Annotated in this window: 15 protein-coding genes; 9 read left to right on the forward strand and 6 right to left on the reverse strand. The window is 65.4% G+C overall.

The genetic code is table 11. The annotated features are described in order from the left end of the window. The first annotated feature begins 20 nt into the window (after positions 1-20). Both ACQR3T_RS20440 and ACQR3T_RS20445 read left to right on the forward strand, forming a co-directional pair. Complete coding sequence (locus ACQR3T_RS20440) at positions 21-1,331, forward strand: DNA polymerase IV (protein WP_052070819.1); 1,311 nt, start codon at positions 21-23, stop codon at positions 1,329-1,331. A gap of 199 nt (positions 1,332-1,530) precedes the next feature. Next, entirely contained in the window at positions 1,531-2,019 is a 489-nt protein-coding gene (locus ACQR3T_RS20445) for a hypothetical protein (protein ID WP_371829189.1), read from the forward strand. A 97-nt stretch (positions 2,020-2,116) separates the two neighbouring features. Here ACQR3T_RS20445 and ACQR3T_RS20450 read toward each other — a convergent pair whose 3' ends face one another. Next, positions 2,117-2,860 (reverse strand): sensor domain-containing protein, encoded by a 744-nt coding sequence (locus ACQR3T_RS20450; protein ID WP_032379032.1) that lies wholly within the window; start codon positions 2,858-2,860, stop codon positions 2,117-2,119. Then, positions 2,857-3,828: a hypothetical protein gene (locus ACQR3T_RS20455; RefSeq protein WP_428694651.1), complete on the reverse strand. Its 972-nt coding sequence runs from the start codon at positions 3,826-3,828 to the stop codon at positions 2,857-2,859. The genes ACQR3T_RS20450 and ACQR3T_RS20455 overlap by 4 nt, the downstream gene beginning before the upstream one ends. Before the next feature lie 70 nt (positions 3,829-3,898). Between ACQR3T_RS20455 and lspA the strand changes: the two genes are divergently transcribed. The 4 genes from lspA (at position 3,899) to dnaE (ending at position 9,815) form a co-directional block, all read left to right on the forward strand. Then, the gene (gene lspA, locus ACQR3T_RS20460) at positions 3,899-4,549 is read left to right on the forward strand and encodes a signal peptidase II (RefSeq protein WP_080730625.1); all 651 of its coding nucleotides are present in this window, start codon (positions 3,899-3,901) and stop codon (positions 4,547-4,549) included. Next, positions 4,546-5,472 (forward strand): RluA family pseudouridine synthase, encoded by a 927-nt coding sequence (locus ACQR3T_RS20465; RefSeq protein WP_428694652.1) that lies wholly within the window; start codon positions 4,546-4,548, stop codon positions 5,470-5,472. Before lspA ends, ACQR3T_RS20465 begins: the two co-directional genes overlap by 4 nt. Beyond that, entirely contained in the window at positions 5,472-6,131 is a 660-nt protein-coding gene (locus ACQR3T_RS20470; protein ID WP_428694726.1) for a hypothetical protein, read from the forward strand. The genes ACQR3T_RS20465 and ACQR3T_RS20470 overlap by 1 nt, the downstream gene beginning before the upstream one ends. 147 nt (positions 6,132-6,278) lie before the next feature. Further along, complete coding sequence (gene dnaE, locus ACQR3T_RS20475; protein WP_428694653.1) at positions 6,279-9,815, forward strand: DNA polymerase III subunit alpha; 3,537 nt, start codon at positions 6,279-6,281, stop codon at positions 9,813-9,815. Here the strand turns inward: dnaE and ACQR3T_RS20480 are convergent. Next, positions 9,786-10,055: a hypothetical protein gene (locus ACQR3T_RS20480; protein ID WP_052070684.1), complete on the reverse strand. Its 270-nt coding sequence runs from the start codon at positions 10,053-10,055 to the stop codon at positions 9,786-9,788. The genes dnaE and ACQR3T_RS20480 overlap by 30 nt on opposite strands. 165 nt (positions 10,056-10,220) lie before the next feature. Here ACQR3T_RS20480 and ACQR3T_RS20485 point away from each other — a divergent pair, with 165 nt between their 5' ends. Next, a complete protein-coding gene (locus ACQR3T_RS20485; protein WP_032379532.1) occupies positions 10,221-10,655 on the forward strand; it encodes a nitroreductase family deazaflavin-dependent oxidoreductase in 435 nt (144 codons plus the stop codon). A gap of 70 nt (positions 10,656-10,725) precedes the next feature. After that, positions 10,726-12,081: a threonine ammonia-lyase IlvA gene (ilvA, locus tag ACQR3T_RS20490; protein ID WP_032379531.1), complete on the forward strand. Its 1,356-nt coding sequence runs from the start codon at positions 10,726-10,728 to the stop codon at positions 12,079-12,081. 1 nt (position 12,082) lies between these two features. Here ilvA and ACQR3T_RS20495 read toward each other — a convergent pair whose 3' ends face one another. Then, complete coding sequence (locus tag ACQR3T_RS20495; protein ID WP_032379530.1) at positions 12,083-12,607, reverse strand: TetR/AcrR family transcriptional regulator; 525 nt, start codon at positions 12,605-12,607, stop codon at positions 12,083-12,085. Between the two features lie 137 nt (positions 12,608-12,744). On the opposite strand from ACQR3T_RS20495, the gene ACQR3T_RS20500 reads away from it, so the two are divergent. Continuing rightward, positions 12,745-14,292 (forward strand): MFS transporter, encoded by a 1,548-nt coding sequence (locus ACQR3T_RS20500; protein WP_428694727.1) that lies wholly within the window; start codon positions 12,745-12,747, stop codon positions 14,290-14,292. Here the strand turns inward: ACQR3T_RS20500 and treZ are convergent. Next, positions 14,265-16,040: a malto-oligosyltrehalose trehalohydrolase gene (treZ, locus tag ACQR3T_RS20505; RefSeq protein ID WP_428694654.1), complete on the reverse strand. Its 1,776-nt coding sequence runs from the start codon at positions 16,038-16,040 to the stop codon at positions 14,265-14,267. The genes ACQR3T_RS20500 and treZ overlap by 28 nt on opposite strands. Further along, a complete protein-coding gene (gene treY / locus ACQR3T_RS20510) occupies positions 16,037-18,412 on the reverse strand; it encodes a malto-oligosyltrehalose synthase (RefSeq protein ID WP_428694655.1) in 2,376 nt (791 codons plus the stop codon). Before treY ends, treZ begins: the two co-directional genes overlap by 4 nt. Between the last annotated feature and the right edge of the window lie 2 nt (positions 18,413-18,414).

An 18,414-nucleotide genomic window follows, 5' to 3' on the forward strand; every position in this document is an offset into this window, starting at 1 on the left:
GATGGGTGCTGCACCTGGACATGGATGCGTTCTTCGCCTCCGCCGAGCAACTGACTCGGCCCACGCTGCGGGGCCGCCCGGTTCTCGTCGGCGGAGCCGGCGGGCGAGGTGTGGTGGCGGGCTGCAGCTATCAGGCGCGTGCGTTCGGAGCCCGATCGGCGATGCCGATGCATCAGGCACGTCGACTGGTCGGTGCGAGTGCGGTGGTGCTGCCGCCGCGGTTCCCGCTGTACTCGGAGTTGAGTCGGCGGGCGTTCGAGGCACTGCGGGGGCGGATGCCCGTCCTCGAACAGCTCTCGATCGACGAGGCATTCGGCGAGCCGCTCGAATTGGCCGGAGCGACGGTCGGTGAGGTCGAGCAGTTCTGCGCTGGGCTGCGCGCGCTGATACTCGCCGAGACCGGTTTGGTCGCCTCGATCGGTGCCGGATCGGGAAAACAGATCGCCAAGATCGCGTCGGGCCTGGCGAAGCCCGATGGCATCACCGTCGTCGCCCCTGGAATACAAGCAGAGCTGATGGCGGCCCTGCCGGTGCGGAAGCTGTGGGGTATCGGACCGGTGGCCGGAGAACGGTTGCGGCGTTTGGGAATCGATACCATCGGCAAGTTCGTGGCCACCCCCGAGTCCGAGGTGGCGTCGATACTCGGGGCCACGATGGGGCCGAGTCTGCATCAGCTGGCGCGAGGAATCGACAATCGCGTGGTGGCCGAGCGGGCCGAGGCAAAGCAGGTCAGCGCCGAAACGACCTTCGCGCAGGATGTCATCTCCCTCGCTCAGCTCCGACCGGCCATCGAAGCCATCGTCGAATCGACTCATCGCCGGTTGCTGAAGGACGGCCGGGGTGCCAGAACCGTGGTGCTCAAACTGCGGAAGTCCGACATGAGCATCATCACCAGATCGGCGACGTTGCCCTACGCGACCGTGGACAAGCAGACGATCGTGGCCACCGCACAGCGACTGGCGGTCGATCCCGTCGATGTCGGACCGATCCGGCTGGTCGGGGTCGGTCTGGCCGGGCTGTCGGCCGTTCGGCAGGGGTCGCTGTTTCCCGAACTCGAACACGAACCGATCGTGGATGCGGCAGACGCAACGGAGGAGTCGGCCGTGCCGGTGGCGGCCGCCGCGGACGTCGTCGTTCCGGACGGCCCACGATGGCAGCCCGGGATGGACGTCAGGCATCCCGAATTCGGTCACGGCTGGGTGCAGGGCGCCGGGCACGCGGTGGTGACCGTGCGATTCGAGACCCGCACCACCGGGCCCGGGACCGCGCGTACTTTCGCCGAATCGGACGAGAACCTGGTCGTCGCCGATGTTCTCGACAGCCTGAAGTGAGTTGTGGCAGAGCTGAGGAAACTCTGTGAGGTCTCACAGGTAGGCGTTACGGGTTGTGTCTCGACCGATCCGAGCTGACATAGTGGACTCCGGTCCGAGACGACCACTACCCGCAACGACCGACGAGTCACAGAACGATCGAGACGTGACTCAGAGTGAAAAGGACAAGCACTTGAAGCTTCGCAACACCCGACGGGCAATGGTTGCCGGTATCGCCATCGCCGCAGCCCTCACCATGACCGCCTGCAGTTCCGACGACGGCGGCACGACGGATACGACGACGACGGCCGCCACGACCACCTCCGCGGTCGCTGCTCCCGAGGGCGGCGCGTACCCGCCGGCACCCACGGTCGAGGAGCTCAACACCCAGCTCATGCGTGGACTGGATCCGAACGTCCCGGTCGAGGAGAAGGCGGCTCTGATCCAGGGCGCGTCCGAGGACCCGGATCTGATCAACCAGGTCGCCGCGGCTGCTGTGGCCAACAATGCTCAGATCGAGATCACCAGCATCGACGACCTCGGCACCGGTGTTCTCAACGCGGGCATCACCATCACCCTCAATGGGCAGGCCAACCCCGGCACGTTCCAGTTCGTCCCCGAGGACGGCGTGTGGAAGCTCTCCAAGGAGAACGCCTGCGGCATCGTTTCGCTCGCGCAGCTGACCAGCCCGGCGTGCCCCGCACCCTGAGTCCTGCCGATCGTCTCTGACCGCACCTGAACTGCCGGTGACATCTCCCCTCGGGGACATGTCACCGGCAGTTCTTCGTTCGGAGGCTCGTACCGACTCAGGCGCTGGGCGTGGCCGTTCGGATACGGTCGGCGGCGGCCTCGGCCACGGCCGTGACAGTCGCGGGTTCGAGTCCGCTCTGATCCGAGACGACGATCTGCAGGACGGTCGAATCGACCACGGCCACCACGACGTCGGAGATCAACGTGAATCCCTCGCTGCTGGTGGTCAGACGAATGGAGGCGGACGCGTCACCGATCTGCCGCTGCTCGCGGCCCGCCAACGCGTACTCGACGCTCACCCCGTCCGCATCCGTGCCGGTGAACTCGGCGCACCCGGTCCACGCCTGCTGCACCGATGCGAATGCCTCTGCTGTTCCGGTCCCGGTGTAGCTCGCCGCGTCCTCGTCGATCGACGAGAAGTTCGGCCCCGAGAAGCGAGCCACCGCGGACGACGCCGCACCGCCGAGTTGTTCCGAGACCGGTGCCAGTACGGCCGCGCACGCAGACGGGTCGGTACTGGACTTGTCGGGGGAGTCGTAGTCGGGGGCCGGGTCCAATCCCAGATCTCGGACCGGGTCCGGAATCGAGGAGAAGCCGTCCGGCAAGTCGCCCAGCCCCAGCATCGATGCCGTCAGAACGGCGCTGTCGGTGATGGGCACACCGAGCAGGGGATCCGGAGCGGCGACGGCAGTCGGTGCCGGCGCGGTGGCCTGCGACGGTTCGTCCGAGCTGCATCCGGCGGCTGCGGCGAGTCCGACCAACGACAGCCCGGCCAGCAGACGCGTGGTGGTTCGTGTCATCGGTCACCCCAGGTGATCGAATCTCCGACCGTCTGCCGCAACACGGTCGTGCTGTCGGGATCGGTGTACATCTGATCGCCACCCGCGGTGATCGTCCCACCGACGGGAAGCGGCTGTGTCAGGTCGATGTCGAGGGTTCCCGCGCCTGTATAGGTGTACGACGCGATGTTCAGCGTGCCGGAATTGTCGGGGAGGTTCCACACCGGTGATTCGGGTGTCTGTGTGATGGCGATATCCACGGTCGCCCGGTCGCCGTCGAGTGCTCGCAGCGTGACCGTCGTGCGCTGGTTCAGTGTGATTCCGCTCAGCACCTGCTGATCGATGGTCCACACGGCACCGACACCGACTTCTGCGTCGGGAAAGGCGACGGAGCGGTACACCGCGGCGTTGAACGAGCGTTCGATGGCTGCCCTGGCGGTATCGAGCGCGGCATCGGCCGGAGTGATGTGCAACGCAGTGATCGCTCCGGACTCGGTGGCCGCCAGCCGCGCCGTGGAGCCTTCCGACGCGGACAGTGCGTCGGTCAGGCCCTCGTCGGGTGAGGTGGCGGCCCCGATGGTCAGGTCGATCGACCGCGTCGCCCCGGTCGAGGCGTCGTCTTCCGGCACGGCATCGGCCGTCGACGCGCTCAGCGGCACCGTCAATTCGGGACTTGAGAAGTCCTGCGCCGCCCCGACGTCGATCTGTTGTTGGACGGTGGAGGTGGTCGTGAGGTCGATGTTCTGCGAGTCGGTGTCGGCTGTGTCGAAAGCCAGCACGCGGCGTGGCTCGGCCCCGGGGTCGACGACGGTGGTGGTCGTCGGCGTCACCGCGATCGTCACCTCGTTCGTGGACGCTGTCTGCTCGGCTGCGGGTTCGGTGTCGGTGCTCGAACATCCCGCCACCAGAGCCACCGCGCAGCATGCAGCGAGGAAACCGGCACGGACGGTGCTGGAGTGGACAGTGCTGGCGCGATCGGTCGACTTCACGGCCACCAGGCTACTGACAGCCCGGCCCGTAGCCGTATCGCGCGGCACGGATGAGTGTCCGCCGCCGCCGATGCGCCATGATGGACAGGTGAGTGAAGACCGCGCCGACGACCCGACACCCGAGAGCAGCGGTGTCTCGGCACCGAACGAGACCGCGGACCCGAAGGGGACCGATTCCGACAGTGCTGTCGCCAGGCCCGTGAAGCCACTGAAAACTCGACTGCTGATCGCCATCGCGGCGGTGATTCTGCTGTTCGATCTGGTGACCAAGATTGTGGTCGTGCACTTCGTGAAGCCCGGGAATCCGATCGAGATCGTCGGCGACGTGGTGACGCTGCGATTGGTGCGCAACCCCGGTGCGGCGTTCTCCATGGCGACCGGCATGACGTGGTTGTTGACGGTGGTGGCCGTCGCTGTCGCCATCGGTGTGATCAAGATCGGTCGGACGCTGCGATCACCGTGGTGGGCACTGGGATTGGGTCTGGTTCTCGGCGGCGCACTGGGCAACTTGATCGACCGCTTCTTTCGCGCTCCCGGTCCGTTCCAGGGCCACGTCGTCGACTTCGTGTCGGTGGGCTGGTGGCCGGTGTTCAATGTCGCCGACTCGTCCATCGTCTGCGGGGCGATTCTGCTCGTCGTGCTGAGTCTGTTCGGCTTCGAGCCGAACGGCGAACGCGTGACCAAGTCCACGTCCGATGCCCCGGAGAAGGCCGACTCGTGAGGGAATCGCGTTCCATGCCGGTGCCCGACGGCTTGGACGGAATGCGGGTCGATGCCGGGCTCGCGCGATTGCTGGGACTCTCGCGCACCGTCGCCGCGGCACTGGCCGAAGAGGGTTCGGTTCTGGTCGATCACGGGGCCGTGGGCAAGTCCGATCGTTTGGCCGCAGGCTCGTGGCTCGAAGTGACACTGCCCGAGCCCGCCCGTGTTTTGACGATCGAAGCCGAACCGGTCGAGGGGATGGAGATTCTCTACGCCGACGACGATGTCGTGGCCGTGGACAAGCCCGTCGGTGTCGCTGCTCATGCCAGCGTGGGCTGGACCGGCCCGACGGTGATCGGCGGTCTGGCTGCTGCCGGCTTCCGAATTTCCACCTCCGGTGCACACGAGCGTCAGGGAATCGTGCACCGTCTCGACGTCGGAACGTCCGGGGTGATGGTGGTCGCGACGTCCGAGCGGGCGTACACCGTGCTCAAGCGTGCGTTCAAAGCGCGGACCATCGACAAGCGTTATCACGCTCTGGTGCAAGGACATCCGGATCCGAGCAGTGGAACCATCGATGCCCCGATCGGGCGACACGGCAGCAACGACTGGAAGTTCGCGGTGCGCGCGGACGGCAAGCCGAGCGTGACCCACTACGACACGGTCGAGGCGTTCCAGGCCGCGAGTTTGCTGGATGTGCACCTGGAAACCGGTCGCACACACCAGATTCGAGTGCACTTCTCGGCCCTGCGCCACCCGTGCTGCGGGGATCTGACCTACGGGGCCGATCCGCGCCTGGCCGAACGGTTGGGCCTCGAACGCCAGTGGTTGCATGCACGTTCGCTCGGCTTCGCGCATCCGTCCGACGGCCGTTGGGTGGAGATCGAGAGTAAATATCCGGCCGACCTCGAGCACGCTCTCGAGGTGCTCCGGAAGGCGTGATGCGCGGATTCCCGGGCGTGGTCGGTCTCGTCGCCGCTGCCACTCTGGTGGTCGGGGGCCTGGCCGTCGTCGGGAATTTGAACCCGCAACGGCAACTGGGTGTGGGTACCGACCGGCTCGGCCCGGACAGCGGTGAGCAGGTGAGCGACTATCTGGCTCGCGCCGAGACGAGCCTGCTCGCCGATGGTGCCGAACCCCGCTGGGGCTCTGTGTCGTTCGATCGCGAACTCACCGCCGAACAGGCCTATGCCGCAGCGAACGGCGTGCGCATCTCGCAGGTGCTCTTCCGAGTGCCGCTCGATCGTGTGCAAACCCCGATACTCACGGTCGGTGTTCCGGGCACTGAACGGTCGGTATCGAACTCGACCGCACGCGCTGCCGGCCAGATACCGGAATCGTTCGGCGCAGGGGACCGGCAGGCGCAGATAGAGGCGGTGTCGCAGCGCCGGTTGCTTGGCGCATGCGCGTGCGTGGTGACATTGGTGGTGCGGGGCACCGCGGCCGAGCTGGACGAGGTGGCCGGCCGCGACGGAGTGCGGGCGGTGGAGGCGCTTCCGCCCGACGCTGTGTCCGGGAAGTTCGCTGTCGAGCCGTTGCTTCCGGAGTACGTCGACATCGTCGGGCCGCTGCCGGACGACGGGCCGATTCCGGCGGAATGAGGGCAACTCCAGTCTCGTTCGTCACACGCGTCACGTCCTCCCAGGACACACCGACAGCTACGAAAATTCTGTCGGTTCCACCGCTTAGAGTGGGTGCATTCGCGGCTCGTATTTTCGAAAACGCACGACCTTCAGGAGAGAACCTTCGTGGCCGATTCGTTCGTTCATCTGCACAACCACACCGAATATTCGATGCTCGACGGTGCCGCCAAGATCGGGGCCATGTTCGCCGAGGCGGCGCGGTTGGAGATGACGGCGGTCGGGATGACCGACCACGGCAACATGTACGGAGCCAGCGAGTTCTACAACGAGGCCAAGAAGGCCGGTATCAAACCGATCATCGGTATCGAGGCCTACATCGCCCCGGAGTCTCGGTTCAACAAGAAGCGCGTGCTGTGGGGCGATCGGAGCCAGAAGTCCGACGACGTCTCCGGTAGTGGTGCGTACACGCACATGACGATGGTCGCCGAGAACGCCACCGGCGTCCGCAACCTGTTCAAGTTGTCGTCACTCGCGTCGATCGAGGGTCAGCTCGGCAAATGGGCGCGCATGGACGAGGAGATCATTGCCTCGCATGCGGAAGGCATCATCGCCACCACCGGCTGCCCGTCCGGCGAGGTACAGACTCGGCTCCGGCTCGGCCAGGAGCGTGAGGCGCTCGAAGCTGCAGCCAAGTGGCAGGAGATCTGGGGACCGGACAACTTCTTCCTGGAACTGATGGATCACGGCCTGTCCATCGAGCGACGCGTCCGCGAGGGCCTGCTCGACATCGGTAAGAAGCTCTCCATCCCGCCGCTCGCTACCAACGACTGCCATTACGTCACCAAGGACGCCGCCGAGAACCACGAGGCGCTGCTGTGCATTCAGACCGGCAAAACGCTGAGTGACCCCACCCGCTTCAAGTTCGACGGCGACGGTTACTACCTCAAGTCGGCCGCCGAGATGCGCGCACTGTGGGACGACCAGGTGCCCGGTGCCTGCGACAGCACGCTACTCATCGCCGAGCGAGTCCAGCCGTACGACGAGGTGTGGGCGCACCGAGACCGGATGCCCATCTTCCCGGTTCCCGAGGGCCACACTCAGGGCACCTGGCTGCGCCACGAGGTCATGACCGGGCTCGAGCGTCGGTTCCCCGACGGCCCGGCCGAGGACTACCTCGCGCGGGCAGAGTACGAGATCAAGGTCATCCTGGAAATGGGCTTCCCGGCCTACTTCCTCGTGGTCGGCGACCTGATCAACCATGCCAAGGCCGTCGGCATCCGCGTCGGGCCCGGCCGAGGATCCGCGGCCGGGTCGCTGGTGGCCTATGCCATGGGCATCACCAACATCGATCCGTTGCCACACGGTCTGCTGTTCGAGCGATTCCTCAATCCCGAGCGCGTGTCGATGCCCGATATCGATATCGACTTCGACGATCGTCGCCGCGGGGAGATGGTGCGTTACGCCACCGAGAAGTGGGGCAGCGATCGCGTCGCTCAGGTCATCACCTTCGGCACCATCAAGACCAAGGCGGCCATCAAGGACTCGGCGCGGGTGCAGTTCGGTCAGCCGGGTTTCGGGATCGCCGATCAGATCACCAAGGCGCTGCCGCCGCCCATCATGGCCAAGGACATCTCGGTGGCCGGCATCACCGATCCGTCCCACGAGCGCTACAAGGAGGCCGTCGAGGTCCGTGCGCTCATCGATTCCAACCCCGACGTCGCGACGATCTACAAGACGGCCAAGGGCCTCGAGGGCCTGATCCGTAACGCAGGCGTGCACGCCTGCGCGGTCATCATGTCCTCGGAGCCGCTCACCGACGCCATTCCGGTGTGGAAGCGCGCGCAGGACGGCGCGATCATCACCGGCTGGGATTACCCGTCGTGCGAGGCCATCGGTCTGCTCAAGATGGACTTCCTGGGTCTGCGCAACCTCACCGTCATCGGTGACGCGATCGACAACATCAAGGCCAACCGCGGGATCGAGATCGACCTCGACGCACTGCCGCTCGACGATCCGGCCACGTTCGATCTGCTCTCGCGTGGAGACACACTCGGCGTGTTCCAGCTCGACGGCAGCGCTATGCGAGACCTGCTGCGCCGCATGCAGCCCACCGGCTTCGAGGACATCGTCGCCGTCCTGGCTCTGTACCGCCCCGGTCCGATGGGCATGAACTCCCACAACGATTACGCCGACCGCAAGAACGGTAGGCAAGAGGTCAAGCCGATTCACCCCGAGCTCGAAGAGCCACTCAAGGTGATTCTCGGTGAGACGTACGGCCTGGTGGTCTACCAGGAGCAGATCATGCAGCTCGCGCAGAAGGTCGCCGGGTACACCCTCGGCCAAGCCGACCTGTTGCGCCGCGCCATGGGTAAGAAGAAGCTCTCCGAGCTCGAGAAGGCGTACGCCGGGTTCCGACAGGGCATGTTGGACAACGGTTTCTCCGAGGCGGCCATCAAGGCGCTGTGGGACACCGTGCTGCCGTTCGCCGGCTACGCGTTCAACAAGTCGCACTCGGCGGGCTACGGGCTGGTGTCGTACTGGACCGCGTATCTCAAGGCGAACTACCCGGCCGAGTACATGGCCGGCCTGCTCACCAGCGTCGGCGACGACAAGGACAAGGCCGCGATCTATCTTGCCGACTGCCGCAAGCTCGGCATCACCGTGCTGCCTCCCGACGTCAACGAATCCGAGCTGAACTTCGCGTCGGTCGGCAAGGACATTCGGTTCGGTCTCGGTGCAGTGCGCAACGTGGGCACCAACGTGGTCGCCTCGATCATCAGGGCGCGATCGGAGAAGTCGAAGTACACCGATTTCTCGGACTACCTGGGCAAGATCGACGCAATAGCCTGCAGCAAGAAGGTCACCGAATCCCTCATCAAAGCAGGCGCTTTCGACTCGCTCGACCATCCGCGCAAGGGCCTGCTGCTCATTCACGCCGACGCGATCGACGCGGTGATGGGCACCAAGAAGGCCGAGGCGATAGGTCAGTTCGACCTGTTCGGCGGCGAGGACGCCGACGAGTCCATCTCGGCAGTGTTCAACGTTCGGGTGCCGGACGAGGAGTGGGAATCCAAGCACCGGCTCGCTCTCGAACGCGAGATGCTCGGCCTGTACGTCTCCGGCCACCCGCTCCTGGGCGTCGAGCACATGCTGGCCGCGAAGTCCGACTGCAATATCCCGACCATTCTCGAAGGTGACATCAAGGACGGCACTCAGGTCACCGTCGGCGGAATTCTGGCCTCGGTCAACCGGCGGATCAACAAGAACGGTCTGACGTGGGCGTCGGCTCAGCTCGAGGATCTGGCCGGTGGTATCGAAGTGCTGTTCTTCCCACAGGCGTACTCGGTGTTCGGCGCCGATGTCACCGAGGACTCGGTGGTACTCGTCAAGGGTCGGGTGTCGGTGCGCGACGACCGAGTCTCCTTGATCGCGAACGACCTTGCGGTGCCCGATCTTTCGGCGATCGGTATCGACAAGCCTCTCGCGGTCAGTCTGCCGACCCGGCTGTGCACGGCGGACAAGGTCGGTGCTCTCAAACGAGTCCTGTCAAGCCACCCGGGAACCTCGGATGTGCACCTTCGGCTGGTCAGCGGCGACAAGATCACCACGATGAAGCTGGACGACAGTCTGCGCGTCACGCCGACATCGGCGTTGATGGGAGACCTGAAGGCGCTACTGGGACCCGGCTGCCTGACGGGGTGATGCAGGCGCGGTCGGGTGTAGCTCGGTGAGGCGCAGCGTCCACCAGGCCGCGACCGCGATCGCGGCACCGGCGAGTACTGCGGCGTGCAGGGACCCGGCGATCACGAGCATCGCGACGAACACGAATGATCCCAGCGCGAGGGCTTCCAGTTTGTAGACCGGCCACGCGATGCCTGCGACGTCGACGCTGCGCAGGGCGGCGGTGGGTCGGTGGCTCACCCGGGTGCTCGTGAAGGTCATCGCGTTCTCCTCTGCTGCGCCCGGTGTGGTGACGATTCGGCTGTCCGGCGCGCGAAGTTCAGACTATACCCACCGAAAGATTCGGTCCACCGAACTTGGCATCCGGACCAGGCAATGTGGCCGATCTTGTGGCGTCACGCGTACGAGAGGTGTTCACTGAAAGTCATGCCATTGACAGGAGAATACGAACCGAGTTCATCCGACTGGGCCCGTGAGCAGGCCGAGCGATACGAGAACTCCGGCGGAACCGAGGGCACGACCATGAACGGGATGCCGGTCGTGCTGCTGACCACCAAGGGGAACAAGAGCGGCAAGCTGCGCAAGTCGCCGTTGATGAGAGTCGAACACGACGGCGAGTACGCCATCGTGGCCTCGCTGGGCGGAGCGCCGAAGCACCCCGTCTGGTACCACAACGTCAAAGCCGAGCCGCTCGTCGAGCTGCAGGACGGAACCGAGAAGCACGACTACGTCGCTCGCGAGGTGACCGGCGACGAGAAAGCCGTGTGGTGGGAACGCTCGGTCGCTGCCTACCCCGATTACGCGGACTACCAGAAGAAGACCGATCGCGAGATCCCGGTGTTCGTCCTCGCGCGCGTCTGATCGCGAGCCGTCAGAGGAGTGGAACGGTCCCGAGTGGGTGACCGTTCCACTCTGGTGGCAGCATGTGCTGGTGTCTTCATCCCCTGACCTCGCCTCCCAGCACCCATCGTCGGTAGCCGTCACCGCTGCCGATATCGATGCCGCTGCGGTGCGGATTTCGTCGGTGGTGGCCGCGACACCCCTGCAGTTGTGCGAGCGATTGTCGGCCGAGACCGGCGCGAGGGTCTACCTCAAGCGCGAAGACCTGCAGATCGTGCGGTCGTACAAAATTCGTGGTGCCTACAACCTGATGGACCAGCTGACCGATGCGGAGCGGGCTGTCGGCGTGGTCACCGCGAGCGCAGGCAACCATGCTCAGGGAGTGGCGTTCGCGTGTCGCTCGATGCAGGTGCACGGTCGCATCTACGTTCCCGCGAACACCCCCAAGCAGAAGCGCGACCGAATCCGAGTGCACGGCGGTGACTTCGTGGAGCTCATCGTCATCGGCGATACGTTCGATGCCGCGGCAGCTGCCGCAGCCGCAGATGTCGCCCGCACCGGTGCCACCATGGTGCCGCCGTTCGACGATCCGCGAACCGTGGCCGGGCAGGGCACCATTGCCGCCGAGATGATCGATCAGCTCGGTGGGGCACCCGATGTCGTCGTGATGCCCGTCGGCGGAGGCGGATGCATCGCAGGCATCTCCAGCTACCTCCGTGAGCGCGCACCGCAGACGTCACTGGTGGGTGTCGAACCGTCCGGCGCGGCGTCGATGACCGCTGCGCTGATCGCCGGCGGTCCGGTGACGCTCTCCGAGATCGATCCGTTCGTCGACGGGGCCGCCGTCCGCCGCATCGGCGACGTGCCGTACGCAGCGTTGCAGTCGCTCGGTGCCACGGTGGTGTCCCATGCTTCGTTGCCGCTGATCACCGCGCCCGTGTTCGACAGTTCCGGCCCCGGTGCATTCCTGATCACCCAGATCGACGAGGGCGCGGTCTGTACCGCGATGCTCGAGCTGTACCAGAACGAAGGCGTCATCGCAGAGCCTGCAGGCGCGTTGGCCGTTGCGGCGCTCGAGCATCTCGACATCGCGCCGGGAAGCACAGTCGTGTGTTTGGTGTCCGGCGGCAACAACGACGTCTCTCGCTACGGCGAAATTCTCGAGCGATCGCTCGTTCACCTGGGCCTGAAGCACTACTTCCTCGTGGACTTTCCGCAGGAGCCCGGCGCACTGCGTCGTTTTCTCGACGAGGTGCTCGGGCCCGAGGACGACATCACCCTGTTCGAGTACGTCAAGCGCAACAACCGGGAGACGGGTGCCGCGCTCGTCGGCATTCAACTCGGCGCTGCGGACGGCCTCTCTTCCCTCCTCGAACGTATGCGGTCATCGCACCTGCAGGTGGAGCAGTTGGAGCCGGGTTCGCCGGTGTACCGGTACCTGACCTGAGTCAGCGACCGAGCAGGCGGTCGACGACGCGTTTGTGCAGTTCGGGGTCCACGGCTGGCAGGTCGAGCACGGCACCGAGGTAGATTCCGTCGCCGACGAGCCGGATGATTTCGGCCTGGACCGGATCGTCTATCTCTGTGCGTAGACCCTCGTCCCACTGCTGCATCATGTCGGTGACGGCATCCTGCACCTCGCCCGAGTTCCCGTCGACGCTGCGCAGTGCCGCCAGCGTGGAGCGATACAGGGCGATTTCCTTGTCCGAAATGGAATCGGGTGGCTGCAGATACCACTCCGCCACAGAGGTGCCACCCTCCGCAGCGTCGGCACGCTGTAGATCGGCCTGAACGGCGAGCCGCCGGACCATGGCAGCAACCAGCGCGTCCTTTGTCTTGAAGTGATACAGCAAGCCGCCCTTCGATACCCCGGCGGCGGCGGCGACGCTGTCCAGAGTCACTTTTGTCATGCCGTGTTCGAGGAGCAGCGTCTCGAGTGAGTCCAAAATTCGGTCGCGGGTGTCCGATGACATGGAATCCACTTTACCGGCTGGACGGTTCGCGGTACTCTCAATCACTGTACCGGCTGGACGGTTGGTGCTGTGGAGCGTTTCGGACCCGGCGATCGCCGGCGCACCGGGCGCAGAACGTAGGAGATGTAGTGAGTGACATGCGCACCGGTTCGGTGCACGAGGTAGCCGGGGGATCCGAGCACCGGGCGACCCCGCGGGACTGGCTCGGTCTGGTGGTACTGGCGTTCGCCGTGTTGCTCATCGCTGTCGATGGCACTGTCCTCGACCTGGCATTGCCTTTCATCAGTTCGGACTTGGCACCGACCAGCAACCAGTTGCTGTGGATCATCGATGTCTACTCGTTCGTGCTGGCCGGCCTGCTCATCACCATGGGCACGCTCGGCGACCGAATCGGCCGTCGCCGATTGCTACTGATCGGTGCTGCGGGCTTCGGCATCGCCTCACTCGTAGCGGCCGTGTCGACCAGCGCGGAGATGCTGATCGCGGCCCGCGTGTTGCAGGGTATTTCCGGTGCGACACTGATGCCCGCGACCCTGGGCTTGATTCGAACCATCTTCCTGAACCCGCGTCAACGCGTCGCCGCGATCGGAGTATGGGGCGCGATGGCCGGTGGCGGTGCCGCTGCCGGTCCGCTCGTGGGCGGTTGGCTGCTCGAGCACTTCTGGTGGGGATCGGTGTTTCTCATCAACATCCCCGTGATGCTCGTGCTGATCGCGCTGGGACCGCTGGTGATTCCCGAGTCGAAGGACCCGAACCCGGGTCGGTTCGACCTGACGAGTTCGGCGCTGTCGATGCTCGCCATCGTGCCGCTGGTATTCGCGGTGAAGGAGACCGCGGCACACGGCTTCGAAGTGGTCTACCTGCTGTCGGCGGTGGTCGGTGTGATCGCCGGATACGTGTTCGTCCGCCGTCAGCGCACCCTCGCGGCACCGATGATCGACCTGAGACTGTTTGCCAACCGGGCCTTCTCGACGGGCGTCGCAACGAACTTCCTGTCGGTGTTCGCCCTCGCCGGGGTCCTGTTCTTCGGTTCGCAGTATCTGCAGCTCGTGCTCGGCAACAGCCCGCTCGAGGCGGGTCTGTTGCTGCTTCCCGGTACCGCCGCCAGCATCGTCACCTCACTGCTGGTTGCGGTCCTGGTTCGATACTTCAGTGCGGGAACGGTTCTCGGGGTCGCAATGTTCGTCGCCGCCGCGGGTGCCGGGATCCTGGTCGGCCTCGCAACCGACAGCGGTCCGGCCCTGTTCATTGCCGGGTTCGTCCTCGTGGGGGCCGGTGTCGGTGTCGCGCTGACGCTGACCTCGGAGCTGGTGGTCAGCGCCGTCGAACCCGAACGGGCGGGAGCTGCCTCGGCAGTGTCGGAAACCGCATACGAACTGGGTATCGCACTGGGCGTCGCACTACTCGGCACCGTTGTCATGGCGATCTTCCGTCGCGGCATCGACGTCACGCAGCTGACCCCCGAACTGGGGGCAAGGGCCGGTGAGACTCTCGGCGGTGCCGATTCGGTAGCCCGTGAGCTGCCGGACTCGGTGGCGACGGGTCTACTGGACTCCGCGCATGCTGCCTTCGTCTCGGGCATGCATGTCGCGGCCGTCGCCACCGCGGTGGTGCTGGCGATCACCGCCGTGTTCGTCCTGGTCAATCTACGCAGGCGTCAGGATTCCAGTACCACGACGGAGTGACCGGGAACCGTTGTGGCAGAGCCAGTTTCGTCCGATGTCGTCGGCTCCCACTCGAGCAGTGGTGAGCCGCCGACCGGCACGGTCACAGCGGATTCGGACAGGTTGCACACCACGCTGAGTCGGCTACGGCGAACGACGATCCATTTCGCGTCCTCGTCGTAGTCCACCTTCACGTGGTCCAGCCACGGGTCGGTCAGTTCGGTCCGGTCGCGACGCAGCGTCAACAGATCGCGGTAGACGGCCAACAGTCGTGCATGGTCGCCGTCGCCCAGTTCCGACCAGTTCAGCTTCGACCGCGTGAAGGTCTCGGGATCCTGTGGGTCCGGGATATCGCTCTTGTCCCAGCCATGTTCGGCGAATTCCGCCTTGCGTCCCTCGGCGGTCGCCTTACCGAGCTCGGGCTCTGGATGAGAGGTGAAGAACTGGAACGGCGTGGACGCTCCCCACTCCTCTCCCATGAACAACATCGGTGTGTAGGGCGAGGTCAACACCAGAGCAGCCTTGATAGCGAGCTGGCCGGGGGAGAGGTAGAAACCCGGTCGATCGCCGATTGCGCGGTTACCGACCTGATCGTGAGTGGTCGTGTAGGTCACCAGCGAACTGGCCGGAATTCGGCGCGTGTCCAGCGGGCGGCCGTGGATCCGACCGCGGAAGCTCGAATACGTTCCGGCATGAAAGAACCCCTGCCGCAGCGTGTTCGCCAAGCCCTGGAGGGAACCGAAATCGCCGTAGTAGCCCTGCCGCTCACCGGAGACAGCCGCGTGGATCGCGTGGTGAATGTCGTCGTCCCATTGCGCGTCGAGTCCGTAGCCGCCACCCGACCGTGCCGTGATCAGCGAAGGATCGTTGAGGTCGCTCTCGGCGATCAGGGTCAGGGGACGACCGAGATGCGCTGACAGAGTGCGGGTTTCGATCGAGAGCTGCTCGAGCAGATGCACCGCGGTGTGGTCGACTATCGCGTGAACTGCATCCAGTCGCAACGCGTCGATGTGGAACTCGGAGAACCAACGCAGAGCGTTGTCCAGGGCGTATCGCCGAACCTCGCCCGAGTCTGCATCGGCGTAGTTGATTGCCTGGCCCCAGCTGTTGGCCCCTTCGGTCATGTAGGGGCCGAAACGTTCGAGATAGTTGCCGGACGGGCCGAGGTGGTTGTAGACCACATCGAGGACGACGCCGATGCCGCGGCCGTGGCATGCGTCGACCAAGCGCTGCAACCCTTCCGGGCCGCCGTACGCCTCGTGCACGGTGTACCAGAGCACGCCGTCGTACCCCCAGTTGTGCACACCGTTGAACCCGTTGACCGGCATGATCTCGATGAACGAGACGCCGAGATCGACGAGGTGATCGAGCTTGCCGATGGCCGCCTCGAAGGTGCCCTCCTCGGTGAACGTCCCTATGTGCAGTTCGTAGATCGAGGAGCCGGGTAGTTGACGCCCGGTCCATGCCGAATCGGTCCACAGCGTGGGATCGACGTCGAACACCTGGGACAGCTCGTGCACGCCGTCGGGCTGCCTCGGTGATCGCGGATCGGGCAGTGCCTTGTCTGCGTCGTCGAGCAGGTAGCCGTATCGAGAGTTCGGTGCGGCATCGACGTCGGCGTGCCACCACCCGTCCGAGGAACGCTGCATCGGATGCACCGTGTCGTCGAGTTGCAATCGGACCGTCTCGGGGGACGGTGCCCAGACCTGGAATCGTCGTGTCGTCGCCGAAGAGGTCGCTGCCGTCGATGTCGCTGCTGTCGATGTCACTGTGTCACCGCTTCTTCGTTGTCGCGCACCAGGAGTGCGACCGGGAGTGAGGCGAACATCTCGGCTACCGAGACGGTGCCCGTGTGTTCGGAGCCGGTGATGCGATCGCGCCATCGGCCGTCGGGCAGCGTCACGGATGTCTCGCCCCAGCCCGTCTCGGACACGCCGAGCGAGAGTCTGGTCGCCAGTGCGATCACGTCGGCGTTTCCGGGAACCGGTCCGCGTGCGAATCCGACGAGGTGCTCGGCCGCGGATCCGTCCGCGACGATCGGCGCGTAGGTGCCACCGACGAAGCTCTCCGGCCGCTCGCGGCGCACGTGCAGCGCGGAGCGAACCACGGCCAGCTTGGCAGCACCCGTATCGATCGAGAGTGCATCGGTGTTCGACGCGGCGAGCATCGATCGACGGACGGAGTAGTCGACGGGTCTGCGGTTGTCGGGGTCGACGAGCGAGTCTTCCCACAACTCGGTGCCCTGGTACACATCGGGTATGCCGGGCCCGGCCAGATTCAACAGTTTCTGACCCAGTGCGTCGGAATGGCCGTGGGGAGCGAGCTTGTCGACCAGCATCGTCATCGATCGAGCGACGGCACCGTCGAAGATGGCGTCGAGCCAGCTGTGTACCGCGGACTCGAACTCCTCGTCCGGAGCAGTCCACGTCGTGCGGAGGGCGGCCTCGCGGATTGCCTTCTCCGCGTAGGCGTGAACGCGCTCACGCAGCGTGGACGTGATCACTCCGTCGACCGGCCAGATGCCGAAAAGGTTCTGCCACAAAAACATTCCTGTTGTACCGTCGGGACTCGGGGTCAGTTCTTCCCAGTCCGTGATGCAGCGAGCCCACAGTTCGGGAGTCTGTGACAGCACGCCGATTCGCGCCCGTACATCCTCGCCGCGTTTGGTGTCGTGAGTCGACAGGGTGGTCATCGCAGCCGGCCAGCGTTGCGCTCGATCGGCGTTGGTCAGATGGAAATACGCTGTGCTGCAACCGAATCGGCTCGGGTCGCCGCCCACCTCCTGCAGGGAGATCAACCGGTTGGCGCGGTAGAACAGGCAGTCCTCTACGCCTTTGGCCGTGACGGCACCGCAGACCTGGTCGAAGCGGACCGGCGATTCTGCACCGGTGACGAGGGCGGTCGCCAGTGCGCCCAGACCGCCGGCCAGGTCCGGCTGCTCCTCGCCGACAGCAGCGATCACGCCCGGCAGCACGCCTGCGAGCGGCGCGTAGTCGGTCCGGTAGACCGGGACGGCCGCGACGACGGCAACGATCGCGTCGATGACGGACTCGAGGTCGACGGTGGTGCCGGACTCGCGAACCACGGCCCGAGCGAGGCGTCGCACCTCGGGGGACAGGTCGCCGCGCGCAACGCCGGTCTTGAGATCCAACTCTGTCTCGTGCAACGTCTCGGCGTCGTAGGCGATGCCCGAGCGCACCTGAGACAGAGCAGTGAGTGCATGAACGCCCTCAGGGTCGACGAACACTCCGCCGACCGCGGCCAACGCGTCGTACCCGGTCGTTCCGTCGACGGGAAGCGACTCGTCCAGCGGTTCACCGTCGGCCAGAATCTTCTCGATGACGAGCCACCGGTCGGGCCCGAGAAGTCCGCGCAGTTCGGTGAGGTAGCCGGTGGGGTCGGCCAGGCCGTCGGGATGGTCGACCCGCAATCCGTCGATCAGTCCGTCGTCGATCCAACCTGCCACCTGACGATGGGAGTCGGTGAAGACGTCGAGGTCTTCCTGCCGGATTCCCGCCAGGCCGTTCACGGAGAAGAACCGTCGGTATCCGATCAGCCCGTCGGACCAGCTCACCAATCGGTAGGCCTGACGGTCGTGTACGGCCTGCGCATCGTCACCGTCGGTGCCGTCTGCGATGGGGAAGCGGTGCTCGTAGAACGCGAGGAGAGGCTGCTCCTCCGAGCGGTCGACGGTCAGCTCACCGACGTCGCTCGCGCTGCCGAGCACGGGGATCGCGATCTTGCCGTCGACGCCGTTGTCGGCTCCGAAGTCGATGTCGAAGTACGTCGCGTACTCGGAGTCGCGACCGCGTCGCAGCACGTCCCACCACCACGCGTTCTGCCGTGGGTCCTCCACTCCGACGTGGTTGGGGACGATGTCGACGATTATCCCCATGCCCACCTCTGCGGCACGAGAATGCAACTGCGTCAACGCTTCTCGACCGCCCAGGGCGGCCGAGACCGTCGAGGTGTCGGTGACGTCGTATCCGTGTGTCGATCCGTCGGTCGCGGTCAGGATCGGCGACAGATACAGGTGAGTGACCCCGAGGTCGTGGAGGTAATCGACCACGTCGGAGGCGTCGGCCAGAGTGAAGGCATCGCCCCGCAGTTGTAACCGGTATGTACTGGTGGGCAGCGGCATGT

The organism is Rhodococcus sp. IEGM1428, assembly GCF_050321865.1.
GTDB lineage: Bacteria > Actinomycetota > Actinomycetes > Mycobacteriales > Mycobacteriaceae > Rhodococcoides.